This is a genomic window from Serratia nevei, assembly GCF_024160145.1.
Taxonomy (GTDB): Bacteria; Pseudomonadota; Gammaproteobacteria; order Enterobacterales; family Enterobacteriaceae; genus Serratia; species Serratia nevei_A.
Genome location: NZ_JAMYWQ010000017.1, coordinates 56,654 through 74,963 on the forward strand (window position 1 = coordinate 56,654; position 18,310 = coordinate 74,963).

General features: G+C 57.0%; 17 protein-coding genes. 7 read left to right on the forward strand and 10 right to left on the reverse strand.

Annotation, left to right across the window (positions count from 1 at the left end; translation table 11 throughout):
• Positions 1–78: 78 nt before the first annotated feature.
• On the forward strand, positions 79–2,064 hold the full coding sequence (locus tag M6G53_RS13530; protein ID WP_253332152.1) for an acyltransferase family protein: 1,986 nt from the start codon (positions 79–81) through the stop codon (positions 2,062–2,064).
• Between the two features lie 149 nt (positions 2,065–2,213).
• Here M6G53_RS13530 and fadR read toward each other — a convergent pair whose 3' ends face one another.
• Positions 2,214–2,933 (reverse strand): fatty acid metabolism transcriptional regulator FadR, encoded by a 720-nt coding sequence (gene fadR, locus M6G53_RS13535; RefSeq protein ID WP_253332154.1) that lies wholly within the window; start codon positions 2,931–2,933, stop codon positions 2,214–2,216.
• A 243-nt stretch (positions 2,934–3,176) separates the two neighbouring features.
• Here fadR and nhaB point away from each other — a divergent pair, with 243 nt between their 5' ends.
• The 3 genes from nhaB to M6G53_RS13550 all read left to right on the forward strand — a co-directional run bounded on the left by nhaB (position 3,177) and on the right by M6G53_RS13550 (position 6,801).
• The gene (gene nhaB, locus M6G53_RS13540) at positions 3,177–4,742 is read left to right on the forward strand and encodes a sodium/proton antiporter NhaB (protein WP_253332157.1); all 1,566 of its coding nucleotides are present in this window, start codon (positions 3,177–3,179) and stop codon (positions 4,740–4,742) included.
• Between the two features lie 120 nt (positions 4,743–4,862).
• Complete coding sequence (gene dsbB / locus M6G53_RS13545; RefSeq protein WP_004932277.1) at positions 4,863–5,393, forward strand: disulfide bond formation protein DsbB; 531 nt, start codon at positions 4,863–4,865, stop codon at positions 5,391–5,393.
• Positions 5,394–6,039: 646 nt separating this feature from the next.
• The gene (locus M6G53_RS13550) at positions 6,040–6,801 is read left to right on the forward strand and encodes an aspartyl/asparaginyl beta-hydroxylase domain-containing protein (protein ID WP_253332159.1); all 762 of its coding nucleotides are present in this window, start codon (positions 6,040–6,042) and stop codon (positions 6,799–6,801) included.
• 107 nt (positions 6,802–6,908) lie between these two features.
• On the opposite strand, the gene ycgN is transcribed toward M6G53_RS13550, so the two are convergent.
• The 4 genes from ycgN to M6G53_RS13570 form a co-directional block, all read right to left on the reverse strand.
• Positions 6,909–7,355, reverse strand: coding sequence for a cysteine cluster protein YcgN (ycgN, locus tag M6G53_RS13555; RefSeq protein WP_025159803.1), 447 nt, complete (start codon positions 7,353–7,355; stop codon positions 6,909–6,911).
• Positions 7,356–7,476: 121 nt separating this feature from the next.
• Entirely contained in the window at positions 7,477–8,133 is a 657-nt protein-coding gene (locus tag M6G53_RS13560; protein ID WP_253332160.1) for a fumarylacetoacetate hydrolase family protein, read from the reverse strand.
• Positions 8,134–8,191: 58 nt separating this feature from the next.
• Positions 8,192–9,214, reverse strand: a complete 1,023-nt coding sequence (locus M6G53_RS13565; RefSeq protein WP_253332163.1) for a lytic murein transglycosylase — start codon at positions 9,212–9,214, stop codon at positions 8,192–8,194.
• A 28-nt stretch (positions 9,215–9,242) separates the two neighbouring features.
• Positions 9,243–9,515: a YcgL domain-containing protein gene (locus M6G53_RS13570; RefSeq protein WP_004932294.1), complete on the reverse strand. Its 273-nt coding sequence runs from the start codon at positions 9,513–9,515 to the stop codon at positions 9,243–9,245.
• Positions 9,516–9,651: 136 nt separating this feature from the next.
• Here M6G53_RS13570 and minC point away from each other — a divergent pair, with 136 nt between their 5' ends.
• From minC to minE, 3 genes are read left to right on the forward strand one after another with little or no spacing between them, the layout of a single operon-like run.
• On the forward strand, positions 9,652–10,347 hold the full coding sequence (gene minC, locus M6G53_RS13575; protein WP_253332164.1) for a septum site-determining protein MinC: 696 nt from the start codon (positions 9,652–9,654) through the stop codon (positions 10,345–10,347).
• A gap of 25 nt (positions 10,348–10,372) precedes the next feature.
• A complete protein-coding gene (minD, locus tag M6G53_RS13580; RefSeq protein WP_004932300.1) occupies positions 10,373–11,185 on the forward strand; it encodes a septum site-determining protein MinD in 813 nt (270 codons plus the stop codon).
• A 3-nt stretch (positions 11,186–11,188) separates the two neighbouring features.
• Positions 11,189–11,458, forward strand: a complete 270-nt coding sequence (gene minE / locus M6G53_RS13585; RefSeq protein WP_004932303.1) for a cell division topological specificity factor MinE — start codon at positions 11,189–11,191, stop codon at positions 11,456–11,458.
• A gap of 236 nt (positions 11,459–11,694) precedes the next feature.
• On the opposite strand, the gene rnd is transcribed toward minE, so the two are convergent.
• The 5 genes from rnd to yoaA form a co-directional block, all read right to left on the reverse strand.
• Positions 11,695–12,816, reverse strand: coding sequence for a ribonuclease D (rnd, locus tag M6G53_RS13590; RefSeq protein WP_253332166.1), 1,122 nt, complete (start codon positions 12,814–12,816; stop codon positions 11,695–11,697).
• An 81-nt stretch (positions 12,817–12,897) separates the two neighbouring features.
• On the reverse strand, positions 12,898–14,586 hold the full coding sequence (gene fadD / locus M6G53_RS13595) for a long-chain-fatty-acid--CoA ligase FadD (protein WP_253332168.1): 1,689 nt from the start codon (positions 14,584–14,586) through the stop codon (positions 12,898–12,900).
• A gap of 209 nt (positions 14,587–14,795) precedes the next feature.
• Complete coding sequence (locus M6G53_RS13600; RefSeq protein WP_253332171.1) at positions 14,796–15,386, reverse strand: Slp family lipoprotein; 591 nt, start codon at positions 15,384–15,386, stop codon at positions 14,796–14,798.
• 100 nt (positions 15,387–15,486) lie between these two features.
• A complete protein-coding gene (gene tsaB, locus M6G53_RS13605) occupies positions 15,487–16,188 on the reverse strand; it encodes a tRNA (adenosine(37)-N6)-threonylcarbamoyltransferase complex dimerization subunit type 1 TsaB (RefSeq protein WP_253332173.1) in 702 nt (233 codons plus the stop codon).
• Positions 16,189–16,267: 79 nt separating this feature from the next.
• Positions 16,268–18,184, reverse strand: coding sequence for a DNA repair helicase YoaA (gene yoaA, locus M6G53_RS13610; protein WP_253332175.1), 1,917 nt, complete (start codon positions 18,182–18,184; stop codon positions 16,268–16,270).
• Positions 18,185–18,310 lie beyond the last annotated feature (126 nt).

Sequence of the window (18,310 nt, forward strand, 5' to 3'; positions counted from 1 at the left end):
CAGACGGGTAAAATTGACAAAAAGCCCATCGACTTCTAATTTCGGTAATACAAATTTAATAATTAGCAATCATATAACATGAAGAAACCCCTACAGGGCACGGTTCACCGTTATCGCAAGGACATTGACGGTTTGCGCGCCATCGCCATCCTTCTGGTTGTTCTTTATCATACTGGCGTAAAACAGATAAGCGGCGGATTCATCGGCGTTGATATATTTTTTGTCATCTCGGGATTCCTCATCGGTGGAATTCTTCATCGCGAACATTCGCAAGGGCAGTTTTCTTACCTAAACTTCTACAGCAGACGAATAAAGCGAATAGCGCCGGCGTTGCTCTTCATGTTAACCGTCATCTCCGTGATAGCGACACTCTATTTATCCCCACTGGAAATGAAGGACTTCTCATTATTTTCCGGCGCAACAATACTATCAGTGCCGAATATTATTCTTTGGCACAAAACCAACTACTTTTCACCCAATGCTGAGCTAAATCCGCTATTGATGACGTGGTCATTAGGCGTAGAAGAACAATTTTATATCTTCCTCCCCTTGCTGTTGGGTTTCCTGTTTAGAAAGAAACTCAACGTGCTATTCTGGATCGCCGCAATCACCCTATTATCTTTTATAACATGTATTTTTGTCACCCAGGCTAACCCACTGTTTGCATTCTTCATGCTGCCAACGCGAGCCTGGGAATTGGGCATGGGTGTCTGGTTGGCGATAGCGCAACAACAGCATCGGCTTCCTGCCCAACCGGCTTGGCTAAAAGAGCTGCAGTTTATCCTTGGGTCGATTTTAATTATCCTCTCGGCATCATACTTCAGCAGCGAGACGGCTTTTCCGGGTGCTGCTGCGCTTTTGCCCACGCTGGGAACGTTACTCCTCATTCTTGGCAACGGCCGCCTCAGCGGCTGGCTGCTGGGCAATCCACTCATGGTATTTATCGGTCTGGTGTCTTATTCGTGGTATTTATGGCACTGGCCTCTGCTCTCGTTTGCCAGGCTAGCGGCGAATCAGCCCCTGTCACTCGGCGCGACGCTAGCGATCTCCACTGTCGCCCTGGCCATTGCCTATATCTCTTACCGTTTTATCGAAACCCCATTTCGCCAAGGTTGGCGATATCAAGAGAATAAAGTCATTGGCGGTTACTTATCCTTGATTGCCATCCTTATGCTGCCCACCTCCATTTTTTATTTGACTGAAGGCGCCACACAGCCCGTCTCTGCGGCCGTCACTCAAGCGGAAGCCGACAAACTTGAACGAGTTGCCGACAAGTGTCTGATCGGTCAGGGCAACACTTCATATTCTACCGAGAGCGTTTGTCTGGATAGCAGCAAAAACGCCGGTATCGCCCTGTTGGGAGACAGCCACGCCGCCTCGCTCCGCGGGGGTGTCGACCATTATGCGAAGCAGCACCAACTGTCTGTTTATCAGCTGACAAAAGCAACCTGCCCAATGCTGATCGGGGTGTTCAGAACCATGAAAGCCTATCCTTCGCATGCAGCAGAGTGCGCAGAATATAACGCCAAAGCGCTTGACTTCGTTATTAACAACCCCAAGATAAAAAATGTCATCATTGCCGCCTCATGGGATTCAGGAATAATCAATGGCAATGAAGGTTATTCTGTTTCAGGGAAGAAAATCCCAAAAGTCGAGGCGCTTGCCCTCGGGCTTAAGAATGTTGTCGAAAAATTGAATGGCGCCGGAAAAAACGTCATCTTAGTTGAAGACGTCCCCTATATTAAGTTCAATACCGTTAAAGCGCTCGACAATGAAAAAATCCCATTAAGAAAACTGGTGGCGACAATTTTCAGCCCCCCCGCTACTGCCGTTGAGTATCATACCGATGATTACACGAAAAAATACTCGATGCCGACAGTAAACTTAGAGCGTTTGATGACGCCTTACAAGGACAGACTATTATTAGACATTGTCCCACCGGCAAAAAGCTTATGTAATGAAAATGGATGTCAATTCAAGGAAAACGGCAGGCTGCTGTACTATGACAACCAACATATGACTTATATTGGCGGCATGATTGCTTTGAGGGATTTAACGATATAGCCGGCCGACGCCACGGGTGACAACGTCCGTCGCCAATAAATCAAGCAATAGCTTAGTAACGGCCTGATGCAAAAAGCGTCTGCGATTTAAATCTGAACCGCAGACGCCCATTTGGAACGCGTTCCGAATACCGTTGGCAAACGCGCTGTTTAACGGCGCGCTTCTGTCAGATCGCTCGGCATGGTGCCCTGCATGCTCTGCCAAATCGCCCCGCTGTCTTTACCGTAGTTGCGCACGGTATCCATGACCTGATCATAGAGCTTCTCATGGCACAGCGTAGACAGCTTGCTGTAGAAGGTCAGCGCCAGCTTGCGCGCTTCCGGGTTGGAGAAGTAGTAGCGGCCCACGCGGGTGTACAGCCCTTTCAGGCCGTTGAAAATCAGGCCGTAGATCGGGTTGCCGGAAGCGAACGCCAGGCCGCGGAAGATCTCGTAATCGAGCAGATTGAAAGCGTCCGCCTGATCTTCTACCTCGGCGGCTTTCGCCAGCACTTGCTGAGCCTGCTCCGGATGATTGCGCACCGCGGCGCGAATAAAGATCGACGCGATATTGGTGCGCACCGACAGCAGGTTATCGATCAGCTGCGGGACGCTCTTGTGATCGAGACGGGCCACGGTCTCGAGGATATTGAGGCCGGACGTTTCCCAGAAATTGTTCACTTTGGTCGGTTTGCCATGCTGAATGGTCAACCAACCATCGCGAGCCAGACGTTGCAACACTTCACGTAACGTGGTGCGCGTGACGCCAATCAACTCCGAAAGCTCACGCTCCGCGGGCAAAATAGAGCCAGGGGGGAAGCGATTATTCCAAATACTCTCAATAATGTACTCTTCCGCGAAACCGGCAGGACTCTGCGCCTTTATGACCATGTGTTTGACGTTCCGTTGCGACGATAAAATCAGTAAAAGTAATCAGCTCATCATACCAGATCGCACCGACATGACATAGCGTGAGCGAAAAACAATAAACGAAAGTGTGCATAAAGTGGCAAAAAACGGGCAAAAACACCGGCCGGCAGAAATTTACCATCGTAAAACAAGCTCCTGTTGCACCCGCCCCCGCCGCATTGTTAGGGTACGTGCTACGACTGATTTAAGGATGCATAGAGGACAATGGAAACCACCCTGCGCAGCGCCCTGCTCAAAAATTTCCTGGGGCAATCTCCCGACTGGTACAAACTGACCATCATCATTTTTCTGGCGATCAACCCCTTGGTGTTCTTTTTCGCCAGCCCGTTTATCGCGGGTTGGCTGCTGGTGGTCGAGTTCATCTTTACCCTGGCGATGGCGTTGAAATGCTACCCGCTGCTGCCGGGCGGCCTGCTGGCGCTGGAGGCGGTGGCCATCGGCATGACCAGCCCGGCGCAGGTCTCGCAGGAGATCGAACATAACCTGGAAGTGCTGTTGCTGTTGGTCTTTATGGTGGCCGGCATCTACTTCATGAAGCAGCTGTTGCTGTTCGTGTTCACCAAGCTGCTGCTCAACATCCGTTCGAAAACGCTGCTGTCGCTGGCGTTCTGTCTGGCCGCCGCCTTCCTTTCCGCTTTCCTCGACGCGCTGACGGTGGTGGCGGTAGTGATCAGCGTGGCCACGGGATTCTACTCCATCTACCACAACGTGACCTCGAATCGCCCCGACGGCGACATCGGCGATGACAGCGATTTCACCGGTGAAGAGCGCAAACAGACGCTGGAGCAATTCCGCGCCTTTCTGCGCAGCCTGCTGATGCACGCCGGCGTCGGCACCGCGCTCGGCGGCGTCATGACCATGGTGGGCGAACCACAGAACCTGATCATCGCCAAAAGCGCAGGCTGGGGCTTTATCGATTTCTTCCTGCGGATGGCGCCGGTCACATTGCCGGTGCTGGTTTGCGGCCTGCTGGTTTGTTGGCTGGTCGAGCGTTTTCGCCTGTTTGGCTACGGCACACAGCTGCCGGAAGCGGTGCGTGACGTGCTGAAGGAGTATGACCGCAAGGCTACCGCCGGCCGCAGCAAACAAGAACGGCTCAAGCTGGTGATGCAGGCGCTGATCGGCGTTTGGCTGGTGCTGGCGCTGGCCTTCCACCTGGCGGAAGTCGGGCTGATCGGCCTCTCGGTGATCATCCTCGCCACGTCCTTGTGCGGCGTGAACGATGAGCACGCCATCGGCAAAGCGTTCCAGGAAGCGCTGCCGTTCACTGCGCTGCTGACGGTATTTTTCACCGTGGTGGCAGTAATCATCGAACAGCACCTGTTCAGCCCGGTGATCCAGTTTGTGTTGCGCGCCGAGCCCGCCTCTCAGCTTTCGCTGTTCTATCTGTTCAATGGCCTGCTGTCGTCGGTTTCCGACAACGTGTTCGTCGGCACGGTCTACATCAACGAGGCGCGCAGCGCGCTCGAGACCGGCGCTATCGCATTGAAACAGTTCGAACTGCTGGCGGTCGCCATCAATACCGGCACCAACCTGCCTTCGGTCGCCACCCCTAACGGCCAGGCGGCGTTCCTGTTCTTGCTGACGTCGGCATTGGCGCCGCTGGTGCGTCTGTCGTATGGCCGCATGGTGTGGATGGCCCTGCCTTATACGGTAGTGCTGACGGTGGTCGGTCTGCTGTGCGTCCAGTTCACGCTGGAACCGGCAACCGAGCTGTTGACGCAGTGGCATTGGCTGGCGCTGCCGCCCATCGACGCCGTCGGCCACTGATGTGACGCCGGCAGTGGGAACCGACTATTTTTACGCGGAATCCGGCCCAGGTGGCTGGCAGCGAGGGGGAATTGGTTTACACTGCCGGTTCAATTGCTTACTGCATGGAAGAATCTAGATATGTTGCAATTCTTTAACCGCTGTTCACAAGGACGCGGCGCCTGGCTGCTGATGGCCCTGACAGCGTTGGTGTTGGAACTGGTGGCGCTCTATTTCCAGCACGTTATGCTGCTGCAGCCCTGCGTCATGTGCATTTACGAGCGTTGCGCGCTGTTCGGCATCCTCGGCGCCTCGCTGGTGGGCGCCATCGCGCCGAAAACTCCGCTGCGCTATGCGGCGATCTTGCTGTGGATCTACAGCGCCTGGGAAGGCGTACAGCTGGCGTGGAAGCACACCATGATCCAACTGCACCCTTCGCCGTTCAATACCTGCGATTTCTTCGTCAGCTTCCCGTCCTGGCTGCCGCTGGACAAATGGCTGCCGGCGGTGTTCCACGCCTCCGGCGACTGTTCCGTGCGCCAATGGCAGTTCCTGACGCTGGAAATGCCCCAGTGGCTGGTTGGCATCTTCGGTGCCTATCTGCTGGTGGCGCTGATTGTGCTGATCGCACAATTTGTTCGCCCACGTCGCCGCGATCTGTTCGGCCGCTGATCGGCGAACAAACAAAAAACGGCGCCAAAAGGCGCCGTTTTTTTAGGGTATTGCTGCCACATTCCGAGATAGCCCCACCTCAGGTATGTGTAAGGAAGTAAACGAGCACGATCAGCGCTCCAGCCACGGCAAACAGACGGACCATTTTCATTGTTATACTCTCGAACTTGCGGGAGAGCGGCCAAATTACCCAACTTATCGTTTAAAAAGAAGCATTCCGCTTCGATTAAGCACGTAATTTACATAACATTAAACTTCTGCGATGCCCGCCGGCAAAAAACAGGCCGCGCCGACGTTTTTCCCAGCGTCTGACGGCATGAATAAATTACCGTCGCTTATGAGCGAATGCGCCTTTGTCACATTCAGAGCACAATATTTTGGTGAAGTTTGCCCGTAAAATCCTTATAGTATCGGCAAAGTGAGTATTACCGATTTCCCTGGTGTTGTTGTGTGTCTTGCCCCTCATCTTTGCAGGGGCTTTTTTCCCCTCCCCCTGAGTGGCGAAAATTCCCCTTTATCTTGAGCAACCGCTCACCGTTCGCGCACTAATGATTAAAATCATTCGCGATACTTTCCTTATGCTGAATGACGCTCTGATTCTCCCCCTTACCTCTGGTGAGCCAGGCCCAGCCTAAGGACACGTTTTATGCCGGATACCGCATTGCCCCCGTCACCTCAACGCCCCTTTCTGCGCCGTATGCTGCTCAAGGCAGGAAAAAGATTCCTGCGCTGGAACGGCGAGTTTCAGACCCGCCATTCGCTAATCTCGACTACGCCGCAGATCGGTAATCATGAATTTAATTGGGTGGCAGCGTTGGAAGCCCAGTGGCCGGTAATACGCGAGGAGTTGGATCGCCTGCTGGAACACCCGGAAGATATTCCCGCGTTCCACCAAATATCTCCGGATCAGAAACGCATCTCTAAAGGGGATAACTGGAAAACCTTCGGGCTGTTCGTCTACGGACAACGGATCGATGAGAACTGCGCCATTTGCCCACGCACCGCACAAGCGGTCAGCGAGATCCCCGGCATGCGCACCGCGATGTTTTCGATCCTGAAACCGCACTATCACATCGTGCCCCACAAGGGCCCGACCCGCGCCGTGGTGCGTGCACATCTGGGATTGATCGTGCCAAAGGATCGGGAAAAGCTATGGATCCGCGTTGACGATCAGATCCTGCACTGGAATGAAGGCAAGGTGATCCTGTTTGATGATTCCTACGAGCACGAGGTGCGCAATGATACCGACGAGCTGCGTGCAGTGCTGTTTCTCGATATCGACCGGCCGATGGACAAGGTGGGGACGGCGGTGAATAAGCTGCTGTTCAGCCTGATCAAAGCCAGCCCGTATGTGAAGCAGCCGCTGAAAAATCTGGCTCGCTGGCACCGCCGTGACAAACGGAAGTGAAACAACGGGTTGGGCTATCCGCATCACTCTCGCAGGTAAAGTCGCTCAAGGGGAAATGCCCCGTCTGGCCTTCCCCCCCCAGGGCATCCGACAAAAAGCGGGCGGCTTTATCTGGCCCAGTCCGGCTTGTTGAGGATATGATCCTGCCAATCCACCACTTCGCTCTCGCGCACCGCGATATGCCGCACCGTGATGCGCTCACCGTGCATCGCCGCCTTGGAGCCGCTCAGCAGCGGGTGCCAGGGGAACAGCGGTTTGCCTTCACCAATCAGACGATAGGCGCAGGTCGGCGGCAACCAATCGAAGGTGGTGAGATTTTCGCGCGTCAGTTTGATGCAGTCTTCTTCCAGCTCGAAGCGCCGCTCGTAGTTGCGGCATTGGCAGGATTTGATGTTGAGCTGGTTGCAGGCTACGTTGGTAAAATAAATCTCGTCGGTATCTTCGTCGATCAGCTTATTCAAACAGCATTGCCCGCACCCGTCGCACAGCGATTCCCACTCTTGTTCTGACATTTCCGCCAGCGTTTTCTGTTGCCAAAAAGCGAGTTGTGACATGTTAGCGTCCGGTTTCGGTAAATGGATAAGTCACCTGCGCACAGGTTCGAGGGGGGACTATATAGACATATTAGCCACAAGATGCAAGCTTTGCCGCCGACGATGCCGGCGGCAAGTGAGATCAGATCACGCGGGTGCTGAGCGTTTTGCCGTTCAGGCTGATTTTCAGCATGTCGCCGGAGGCCATCGGGCCCACGCCCTGCGGCGTGCCGGTCAGGATGATGTCACCGGCGCGCAGCGTGAAGAAACGGCTCATGTAGCTGATCAGCGGCAGGATCGGCGTGATCATGTCGCGCGTATTGCCCTGCTGGCGCAGTTGATCGTTGACGGTCAACGACAGCTCGGCGTTTTGCGCATCGCCGAATTCCGCCACCGGAATAAACCCCGACATCGGGCAGGAACCGTCGAAGGCCTTGGCCTTTTCCCACGGCTGACCGGCTTTTTTAAAGCCCGCCTGCAGATCGCGCAGCGTCAGATCGAGCGCCACGCCGTAACCGGCGATCGCTCGCGCAACGCGGTCTTCGTTGGCCTGTTTCAACGGCGTGCCGATCAGCACCGCCAGCTCGACCTCATGATGCACCGAGCCGAACTCCTTGGGGATGGCCACCGGCTGACGAATATCGCACAGCGCCGTTTCCGGTTTGATAAACACCACCGGCTCGACGGAAACCACGCTGCCCATTTCCTTGATGTGATCGGCGTAGTTGCTGCCGACGCAGACCACCTTGTTCACCGGGAAATCGAGCAGCGAACCCTGCCAGTCTCTATGTTGATACATACCGCTTCTCCCAAACTGTGGAGGCTTGGCGCGCCAAGCCGATTATTGGTGTGCCGGATCAATGCCCGATCGCGTCCGCCATCATACCCACGGCGATGGCGAAATAGTAAGAGCGATTCCAGTGCATCAGGGTGCGGAAATTATCATAGACCAGGAACGTCCGCCCCTGCAGATCATCCGGCGCGATGATCCAGCCACGCTGAACGGCCTGCGGCAGCGCACTGCCATCCGCACGCCGCACCCCGCGTTGTTGCCAGGCGTTGACGCTGCGCGCCTGCGCGTCTTTCAACCCCAGCTCGGCCCGATTGAAACCGGCGGGCAGTCTGACCTCGCGCCCCCAGCCGATGCCGGGCTGCCAGCCCTCTTTGGACAAATAGCTGGCCGTAGATGCGAAGACATCATCAATGTTGTTCCAGATATCGATGCGCCCGTCACCGTCGCCGTCCACCGCATAACGCAGGAAGGAGCTCGGCATAAACTGGCATTGCCCCATGGCGCCGGCCCAGGAGCCTTTCAGCGGCGTATCGCCGACGTGCCCCTGCTCGACTATTCGCAGCGCCGCCATCAGCTCCTGGCTGAAAAAGGCCTCGCGGCGCCCTTCAAACGCCAGCGTCGCCAGCGCAGACACCACGTCTTCCCGACCCTGAATCTTGCCGTAGGCGCTCTCCATGCCCCACAGTGCGATGATATAGCGCCCCGGCACCCGATAGCGCTCGCTGGCGCGCATCCATTGCGCCTGGCGCTGCCGATACAGCTCGCGCCCCTGACGCACCTTGACGGGCGACATCACCCGCCGCAGGTAGTCGTCCAGGGTGACCTTCTGCTCCGGCTGATTGCGATCGGCCTTGATCACCCGATCGACGAAATGTATTTGTGCAAAAGCACGGTCAAGAGTGGCCTGGCTGATGCCCTGTTCCTGCGCCCGGCGCTTGAGCTGATCGACATACGCCGGAAACTGCGCCGGATCGCGGCCGCTCGCCGCCAGCGTCGTCTCTTGCGCCGCCGGCGGTACGCCCGGTAGCAGCACCCCGCCCAGCGCCAGCCAGGCGGCCAATGCGGTTCTTCTCGCCGAGCGTCTCATCCCGCCTCCCCTGGCCGTGGCCGCTTTTTCAGGCCTTGTCGCCCGCCAGATGCTGGTTGAGCAGGTTTTCTACCGGCGGCGGGAACTGCAGGTAATAACCCTCGTCTTTCAACGCCTGCTTCACCTTTTCGATATCCGCCGAGGCCAATTTCTTGCGCTCATCGAGCGAAAGCATCATGGCGAATTGCGGCACGCCGAAACTTTTCATCAGTTCTTCCGGCACACGAGAGAAATCGTCTTTTTTTTCGACATAAAGATAAGTTTGATCGCGTTTCGGGCTTCTATAGATCACACAAAGCATTTTTTTAACTCTATTTAATTGAGGGAGCGTCTTGCCTGGATATAACTCTGACTATAACATGCTTATAGTACATCGGAATATCGCACCCCGAGTGGTATTCCGGGGATTTAAAGTTGCTGAGACTGAGTCAGGATAGATGTCACAATCGCCAATTGAGCTAAAAGGCAGCAGTTTTACCCTATCGGTTGTTCATTTGCATAATTCGCAGCCAGAGGTAATACGTCAGGCGTTGCAGGAAAAAGTGGAGCAAGCGCCCGCTTTTCTGAAAAACGCCCCTGTTGTTATCAACGTTGCAACGCTGGAAGGCGATGCGAACTGGAAAGAACTTCAACAGGCTGTCGCGGCAGCAGGTCTGCGCGTTGTGGGGATCAGCGGTTGCAGAGATGAGCGTCAAAAACGCGCGATAGCCCGTGCCGGGCTGCCGCTGCTGAGCGAAGGCAAAGGCCAGAAAATGGCGGCACCGGAGCCTGCGCCGGCGCCCGTGGTGGCGGACAACGCTCCCGCCAAAACGCGCATCATCAGCACGCCTGTCCGTTCCGGCCAACAGATTTACGCCCGCAACTGCGATCTCATCGTGACCAACAGCGTCAGCGCCGGCGCCGAACTGATTGCCGACGGCAACATTCATGTTTACGGCATGATGCGCGGCCGCGCACTGGCAGGCGCGTCAGGCGACACGCAATGTCAGATTTTTTGCACCCACCTGGCGGCTGAGCTAGTCTCTATCGCAGGGCAGTACTGGTTGAGCGACCAAATCCCGTCCGATTACGTCGGGCAGGCCGTACGACTCAGCCTGTTGGATAACGCTTTAACCATACAACCTTTAAATTAAGCCCTTTTGACAAGGAATCCATTTCATGGCACGCATTATTGTTGTTACATCGGGTAAAGGGGGCGTTGGCAAGACCACTTCGAGCGCGGCCATCGCTACCGGCCTGGCCCAAAAAGGCAAGAAAACCGTCGTGATCGATTTCGATATCGGCCTGCGTAATCTTGACCTGATCATGGGCTGCGAACGTCGGGTAGTGTATGATTTCGTGAACGTGATTCAGGGCGACGCCACGCTGAATCAGGCGTTGATCAAAGACAAACGCACTGAAAACCTCTATATCCTGCCGGCTTCGCAGACGCGCGACAAAGACGCGCTGACCCGCGAAGGCGTTGAAAAAGTCCTCAACGATCTCGGCGAGATGGATTTTGACTTCGTGGTGTGCGACTCACCGGCCGGTATCGAAACCGGTGCGCTGATGGCACTGTATTTCGCCGATGAAGCTATCATCACCACCAACCCGGAAGTCTCTTCGGTACGTGACTCCGACCGTATCCTGGGCATCCTCTCTTCCAAATCGCGCCGCGCCGAGAAAGGCGAATCGCCGATCAAGGAACACCTGCTGCTGACCCGTTACAACCCGGGGCGAGTCAGCCGTGGCGACATGCTGAGCATGGAAGACGTGCTGGAAATCCTGCGCATTCCGCTGGTGGGTGTCATTCCGGAAGACCAGTCCGTGCTGCGCGCTTCCAACCAGGGTGAGCCTGTCATTCTGGATGCCGAGTCAGACGCCGGTAAGGCGTATGACGATACCGTTTGCCGCTTGTTGGGGGAAGAACGCCCATTCCGCTTCATTGAAGAAGAGAAGAAGGGTTTCCTGAAACGCCTTTTTGGGGGATAAACCATGGCCTTATTAGACTTCTTTCTGTCCCGCAAAAAACAGACAGCCAATATAGCCAAGGAACGGCTGCAGATTATCGTCGCAGAGCGTCGTCGCGGGGACAGTGAGCCCCCGTATCTGCCTGATCTGAAACGCGATATTCTGGCGGTTATTTGCAAATACATTCAGATCGATCCTGAAATGCTGCACGTGCAGTTCGAGCAGAAAGGGGACGATATTTCGGTACTTGAACTTAACGTGACATTGCCGGAATCGGAAGAAGCAGCTAAATGATTGCGAAGCATTAATTACCCCCTGTATATTTTATGCAGGGGGTAACTGTATGCGCATCCAGTTATTAAGCGTTATCGGTAGCAAAAAGCGATTTTCCCCTTTGGGACTATTCCCAATTAACTTTGCCGCCACCTCGTTTAAAGTAAATTTTGGCCAGATTTACCTTCAACGCATTATTTCCTGCCTATATTCACCCGAGCAGAGTTTCCCTACCCTGCCCTGGTGATAATCAGCGATTAATAATCTTTCAAGATGTCCTGCAGCGGCGCCATTAATAGATCGCCACGCCAGCCGTTGATTAATTCGGGGCGGCTCTCGCCGTCCTTCAGTTTCCAATGCCAGTTCAGCAATTGGTTAATTTGGCGACGGGATGCCAGCAGCTCGCTGCTCAGCCCGCTTTGCTCGCTGACGGTGGCGATCGCCGCCTTGATGTCTTTGAACACCTTCTTGTAGCCCGGTTGATCGATAAGGTTAGCCAACGGCGCCGGCAACTCGGACTCCTCCAGCGCTTCGGCCTCCGCCACCAGCGCCAGCAGCATTTTACCGTGATATCGGATCTCCGGCCCGCTCAGCCCCAGCGAATCCAGCTCTCCCAGCGAAGACGGCATATAGCGCGCCACCTGCCACAGATTCTCCTCACGCACCACGAAGTTCACCGCCAGATCGCGCTCGCGCGCCTGGCGCAGCCGCCATTCCGCCAACTTCTGCAGGCAGCCCAACTGACGCGGGCGCAGCTGCCAGGCATTGCTGATTTCGCGGTAGGCCAATTCCGGTGCCAGCGTCTCGCTGCGGCGTTGGCACAGCAGCAGGCATTCGTTATTGGCCGCTGCGGTCCAACCGGCCGCTTCGGTCTCCTGCACCAGCTGTTTGGCCATCGGCAGCAGGTAGAACACGTCGGCGGCCGCGTACACGCACTGCCTTTCGGTCAGCGGACGCGCCAGCCAGTCGGTGCGCGATTCGCTCTTGTCCAGCTCAACCTTCATGTACTCCGCTACCAACGTCGCGAAGCCACAGGAGAGCGGCCGCCCGGTAAAGGCCGCCAGGATCTGGGTATCGACCATCGGCGTCGGCAGCGTTTTAAAGGCGTTGAGAAACACTTCGAGATCTTCGCTGCCGGCATGCAGGAACTTCACCACGGCGGTGTCGGCCAGCAGCTCGACAAACGGCTGCCATTGCTTGATCGGCAGAGGGTCGATAAGGGAGAGTTGTTCACCGTCGTAGAGCTGGATCAGGCCCAGCTGCGGATAGTAGGTGCGCGTTCTGACAAACTCGGTGTCCAGCGCAATCTGGGCATGCTTTCTCGCCTGCTCGCAGACCTGCTGCAATCCGGCATCGGTAGTGATCAACTGATAATTCAAAACATCATTCTCTTGTAGGATTCAAACACAACAACGCCGGCATTCACCGGCGTTGTTGATAGTCAGGCGCGAGAGCGACACCTAGGCGGCATCCGCCGGCTTCGGCGTTTTTTGCTCCTCGCGCAGTTCTCGCCGCAAAATCTTGCCGACGTTCGACTTCGGCAGTTCATCGCGGAACTCAACAATTTTAGGCACTTTATACCCGGTCAGGTGGCGACGGCAATGGGTCAACAGCTCTTCCTTGGTCAGCGAGGCGTCTTTCTTCACCACGCAGATCTTCACCGTTTCGCCGGAGGCCTCGCTGGGCACGCCGATCGCCGCACATTCCAGCACTTTCGGATGCTGGCTGACCACGTCCTCGATCTCATTCGGATACACGTTGAAACCGGAGACCAGGATCATGTCTTTCTTGCGGTCGACGATGCGCACAAACCCCTGATCGTCCACGGTCACCACATCACCGGTCGCCAGCCAGCCACCTTTCAGCACTTCGTCGGTGGCTTCCGGGCGCTGCCAATAGCCTAACATAACTTGCGGCCCTTTGACCCACAGTTCGCCCGGTTCGCCCGGCGGCACGTCGTGGCCATTGTCGTCCACCAGCCGAATGTCCGTCGACGGCACCGGCAGCCCGATGCTGCCGCTGTAGTGTTTCAGATCGTAAGGGTTGCCGGCCACCAGCGGTGCGCACTCGGTCAGGCCATAGCCTTCCAGCAGGTGTTTGCCGGTGGTTTTTTCCCACTTCTCGGCCACCGCTTTTTGCACCGACATGCCGCCGCCGACCGAGAAACGCAACGTAGAGAAGTCGAGCTTGTGGAACTCTTCGTTGTTCAGCAACGCGTTGAACAAGGTATTCACCCCGCTCATGGCGGTGAACGGATATTTACCCAGCTCCTTCACCAACCCTGGAATATCACGCGGGTTGGTGATCAGCAGATTGCGCCCGCCCAGATCGATAAACAGCAGGCAGTTCACCGTCAGCGCGAAAATGTGGTACAGCGGCAACGCCGTTACCACCAATTCCTGCCCCTCGCGGAACAACGGCGAATAGGCGGCTTTGGCCTGCTCGAGGTTGGCCTGCATGTTGCGGTGCGTCAGCATCGCGCCCTTCGCCACCCCAGTGGTGCCGCCGGTGTATTGCAGGAAGGCCAGATCGGCATTAATGATGTCCGGTTTCACATATTGCATGCGCCGCCCGCGCTGGAGCGCGCTGCGGAATGAAATGGCGTCCGGCAGGTTGTATTTCGGCACCAGACGCTTGACGTACTTGACCACGAAGTTGACCAGCGTGCCTTTGGCGGCCGAAAGTTGATCGCCCATACGCGTCAGGATCACGTGCTTGACCTGGGTGTTGAACACCACTTTTTCCAGCGTATGGGCAAAGTTGGAGACGATGACGATGGCGCTGGCACCGCTGTCGTTCAACTGGTGCTCCAGTTCTCGCGGGGTATACAGCGGGTTGACGTTGACCACCACCATACCGGCACGCAGAATGCCGAACAGGGCGATAGGGTATTGCAACAGGTTGGGCATCATCAACGCGACGCGATCGCCCTTCTTCAGGCCCAGTTCATTTTGCAGGTAAGCCGCGAAAGCCCGGCTGCGTTCTTCCAGTTTGCGGAAGGTCATCACCTCGCCCATATTGATAAAGGCAGGCTGATCGGCATAGCGCTGTACGGCATGCTCAAACATTTCGATCAACGACGAATAGCGATCGGCATCAATCTCTGCGGGCACATCTGCCGGATACCGTTTTAACCAGACCTTATCCAAGGTATTACTCCTGAAATCATTACTAATTATCATCGCAGCCCTCAAACTCGCAGCCCAACCATAACAATATTTTAACTCAGCAGACCAGTTCGGGTTTTAAACATTATTCAGGTTGCGATGTACGTCACTAATTGTCGGATATTCCTTATCCAAAAAAGCAAAAGGGCGGCCGGAGCCGCCCTGTCAAATTTGTTCACATCAAGCGTATGCTACTCGGTTACGATGGTTTGCACCTCTGCCGGGCCGGGGTTGTACCAGCCATAGCCTGCGCCCCAACCGGGTCCCCACGGACCACCGCGCCAGCCCCAGGGGCCCATCGGCGCCGGCGGCATCACTACCTGCTGCACCAGATGCCAGCGTTTGAAACCGGTGACGTTCATGGTCACGAAGCGATACGGCGTCATGCCGATCCGCCCCTCTTTCAAACCGGTAATCGGGCCGACGACGGTCACCAACTGGCCTTTGAAATCGACCGGTTCGAGGAAACCGTTTACCGTGGCCAGCAAGCGGCCGCGCGACGGTTCACCCAATATTGGCCGTGCCCCGCTGTCGAGCGGCACCGCCGCAATCTCCAGCACCGTGCGCCCTTGTTCGTTGGCGACGTTCACCACGGTGCCGCCGAAGCGGGCTTCCGCGCCGGTAAACAGGTTCGGTGCATTTTGTACCGAGGAAAGCTGAGTCACCGGCGAAGGGCTGGAGCCTTTGATCGCATCAGGTACGGTGACACACCCGGTCAGAACCAGCGCGCCGCAGGCGACGGCCAGCAGCGACAGCTTTTTACTTGCAGTGCGGATTAACATGATCGCAATCTCCTGAAATGTCTGTAACTTTGACCGCGTTTCATCGTTCAAGTTGCAGGCCGTCATCGCCCGATATCAACAACAGCACAATAAGCCGCGATTACTCGCGGCCCGGCAATTTTTTCCAGGTGACTTCATTACGCAGGTAGGTCGGCTCGGCGTTTTCCACCGCCACCGCCAGCCCCTGTTGCCAGGCGTGCAGCGCCAACGGCAACATGTCTTCCGCCTGCGGTAACAGCATCTGGCCGTCACGCACGCTCAGCGCGGAACCGTTGACCAGATCGGGATAGGTTTGCCAGCCGGTGCCCACGTGGGCCCATTCGCCCTGCAGGCGCTGCGCGCGTTCCAGCGCCTGCACCGGCGACAGCACCGCCTCACCTTCGCTTTCCTGCCAGCTGCCGTCCGCCAGGCGTTCGAACTGCCCCCAGTAGACCTCGCCCATGCGCGCATCGATCGCCGCCAGCACGCGCTCCGCGCCGCTGACGCGCCAGGCGCCCTGCGCCATGGTTTGCAGCGTGGAAATGCCGAGCATCGGCAGATTGGCGCCCAGCGCCAGGCCTTGCGCGATGCCGATGCCGATGCGCACCCCGGTAAAGCTGCCGGGGCCGCGGCCAAAGGCCAGCGCATCGAGCTGGTTGAGCGCCAGGCCGGATTCCGCCAGCACCTGCTGCACCATAGGTAAAATACGTTGCGTATGCTCGCGTGGGCACAGCTCAAACAGGGCGTGGACTTCGCCTTGATTCCAGACGGCGACGGAACAGGCTTCCGTCGCGGTATCGATCGCTAAAATTCGCGTGGACATGCCAACCTCTGGCGGGAATAAAACTGGGTTTTTCATACAGGGCGCGCATTGTAGCACAGCCCCGTAAGCCCTTCATCTTTCACGTAGCCGACGTATCAGCGGCCTGCAGGAAGGCGATCGCCTGCTTCAGATCGCGGGTACGCGGCGTGGGCGGCAGGCTATTGAGGAACACCTCGCCGTAAGGGCGCATCACCAGACGGTTATCGCAAATCACCAGCACGCCGCGATCGTCGGTGTCGCGGATCAAGCGGCCGACGCCCTGTTTCAGGGTGATGACCGCATCCGGTAACTGCACGTCATTGAACGGATCGCCGCCGCGCAGGCGGCAATCTTCAATGCGCGCCTTCAGCAGCGGATCGTCCGGTGAAGTAAACGGCAGTTTATCGATGATCACGCAGGACAGCGCATCGCCGCGCACGTCCACCCCTTCCCAGAAGCTGCTGGTCGCCACCAGCAGCGCGTTACCGGCGGCGACGAACTGCGCGAGCAGCTGCCCTTTGCTGGTTTCCCCTTGCAACAGCACCGGCAGCGTCATCGTGGCGCGGAACTCTTCCGCCAGCTCGCGCATCATCTGGTGCGAGGTGCATAAAAAGAAGCAGCGGCCGTTGTTGGCTTCAATTAATGGCCGCAGCATGCGCGCCAGCTGGCGCGCCCCGCCGGGCTGATTCGGCGAAGGCAAAAAGCGCGGCACGCACAGCAACGCCTGTTTGGCATAGTCGAACGGGCTCGGCAGCAGCAGCGTTTTGGCCTTGCTCAGCCCAAGGCGCTCGGTAAAATGGCCCAGTTGGTCATTGACCGACAGCGTGGCCGAGGTAAAGATCCAGCTGCCCGGCTTCTCGTCCAGCATTTCGCGGAACCGATCGGCCACCGTCAGCGGCGTCAGCGCCAGCACGAAGTGGCGCGAGTTGCATTCATACCAATAGCTGTAGCCCGGCTCCGTCACCGCCTTCAGCCGCTTGAGGCGCGCGCGGTACAGCGTGGCGCGTTCAAAGGCGGCGTCCAGCAGCGCCGAACGCCCCAGCGACAGCTTCATCACGTCATAACACAGCTCCAGCGCATCATCGAGCAGCAACAGAGCGCGCTGCACGTTCGGTTCGCCGAGCACGTCGCGCAAATTGCCGCGAAAACCCGGCTCGCCCAGATTCAGGCGAAAATCTTGCGTACTCAGGCTGAGACGGTCGGCGCTTTTTTGCAGTTGGGCGGCGTCGCGCACCTCGGTGCGGTAGGCGATGGTGATGTCCTTCGCCAGATCCAACAGTTGGCGGCTGGTGAGCTGCTGGCCGAAATACTGGCTGGCGATGTCGGGGATCTGGTGTGCCTCATCAAAAATCATCACCTCGGCTTCCGGGATCAGCTCGGCGAAACCGCCCTCTTTCACCACCATATCCGCCAGGAACAGATGATGGTTCACCACCACCACATCCGCATCCATCGCGCGGCGGCGCGCCTTGACCACGAAGCAATCCTGATACAACGGGCAGTCGCTGCCGAGGCAGTTGTCATTGGTGCTGGTCACCAATGGCCAGACAAAGCTGTCTTCCGCCACTTCGCTGCAGGTGCTGATGTCGCCCTCTTTGGTCTGCGACGACCACTTGCGCAGCTGCACCAGATCGATCAGCGTCTGCCCCGCCAGTTCGCCGCCGGCCATCGACTGCTGCTCCAGCCGCTCCAGGCACAGGTAGTTGGAGCGCCCCTTCAGCAGCGCCAGCTTGCCTTTGTACTTCAACGCCTTGGCGACGGTGGGCAGATCGCGCGCATACAGCTGATCCTGCAATGCTTTCGAACCGGTAGAGATGATCACTTTGCGATCGGCGCGCAGCGCCGGCGCCAAATAAGCGAAGGTCTTGCCGGTACCGGTGCCGGCTTCCACCACCAGTTCCTGCTTGAAATTGATCGCCTCGGTAACGGCCTGCGCCATCTGCCGCTGCGGCTCACGCGGTTTGAATCCCTTGATAGCCTGCGCCAAGGCGCCGTCTGTTGCAAAATCGTCTGTCACGCTGTCTCTCTGCCGGTGTCATTCAGCGCTGATTATGCCAAGCCTGCCGCCCGGCTACCACCCACTTTATCGCCGCGCTTTTTCATCACCGGCTGTGCTACCCTTAGCGGGACTAAGATATGGAGA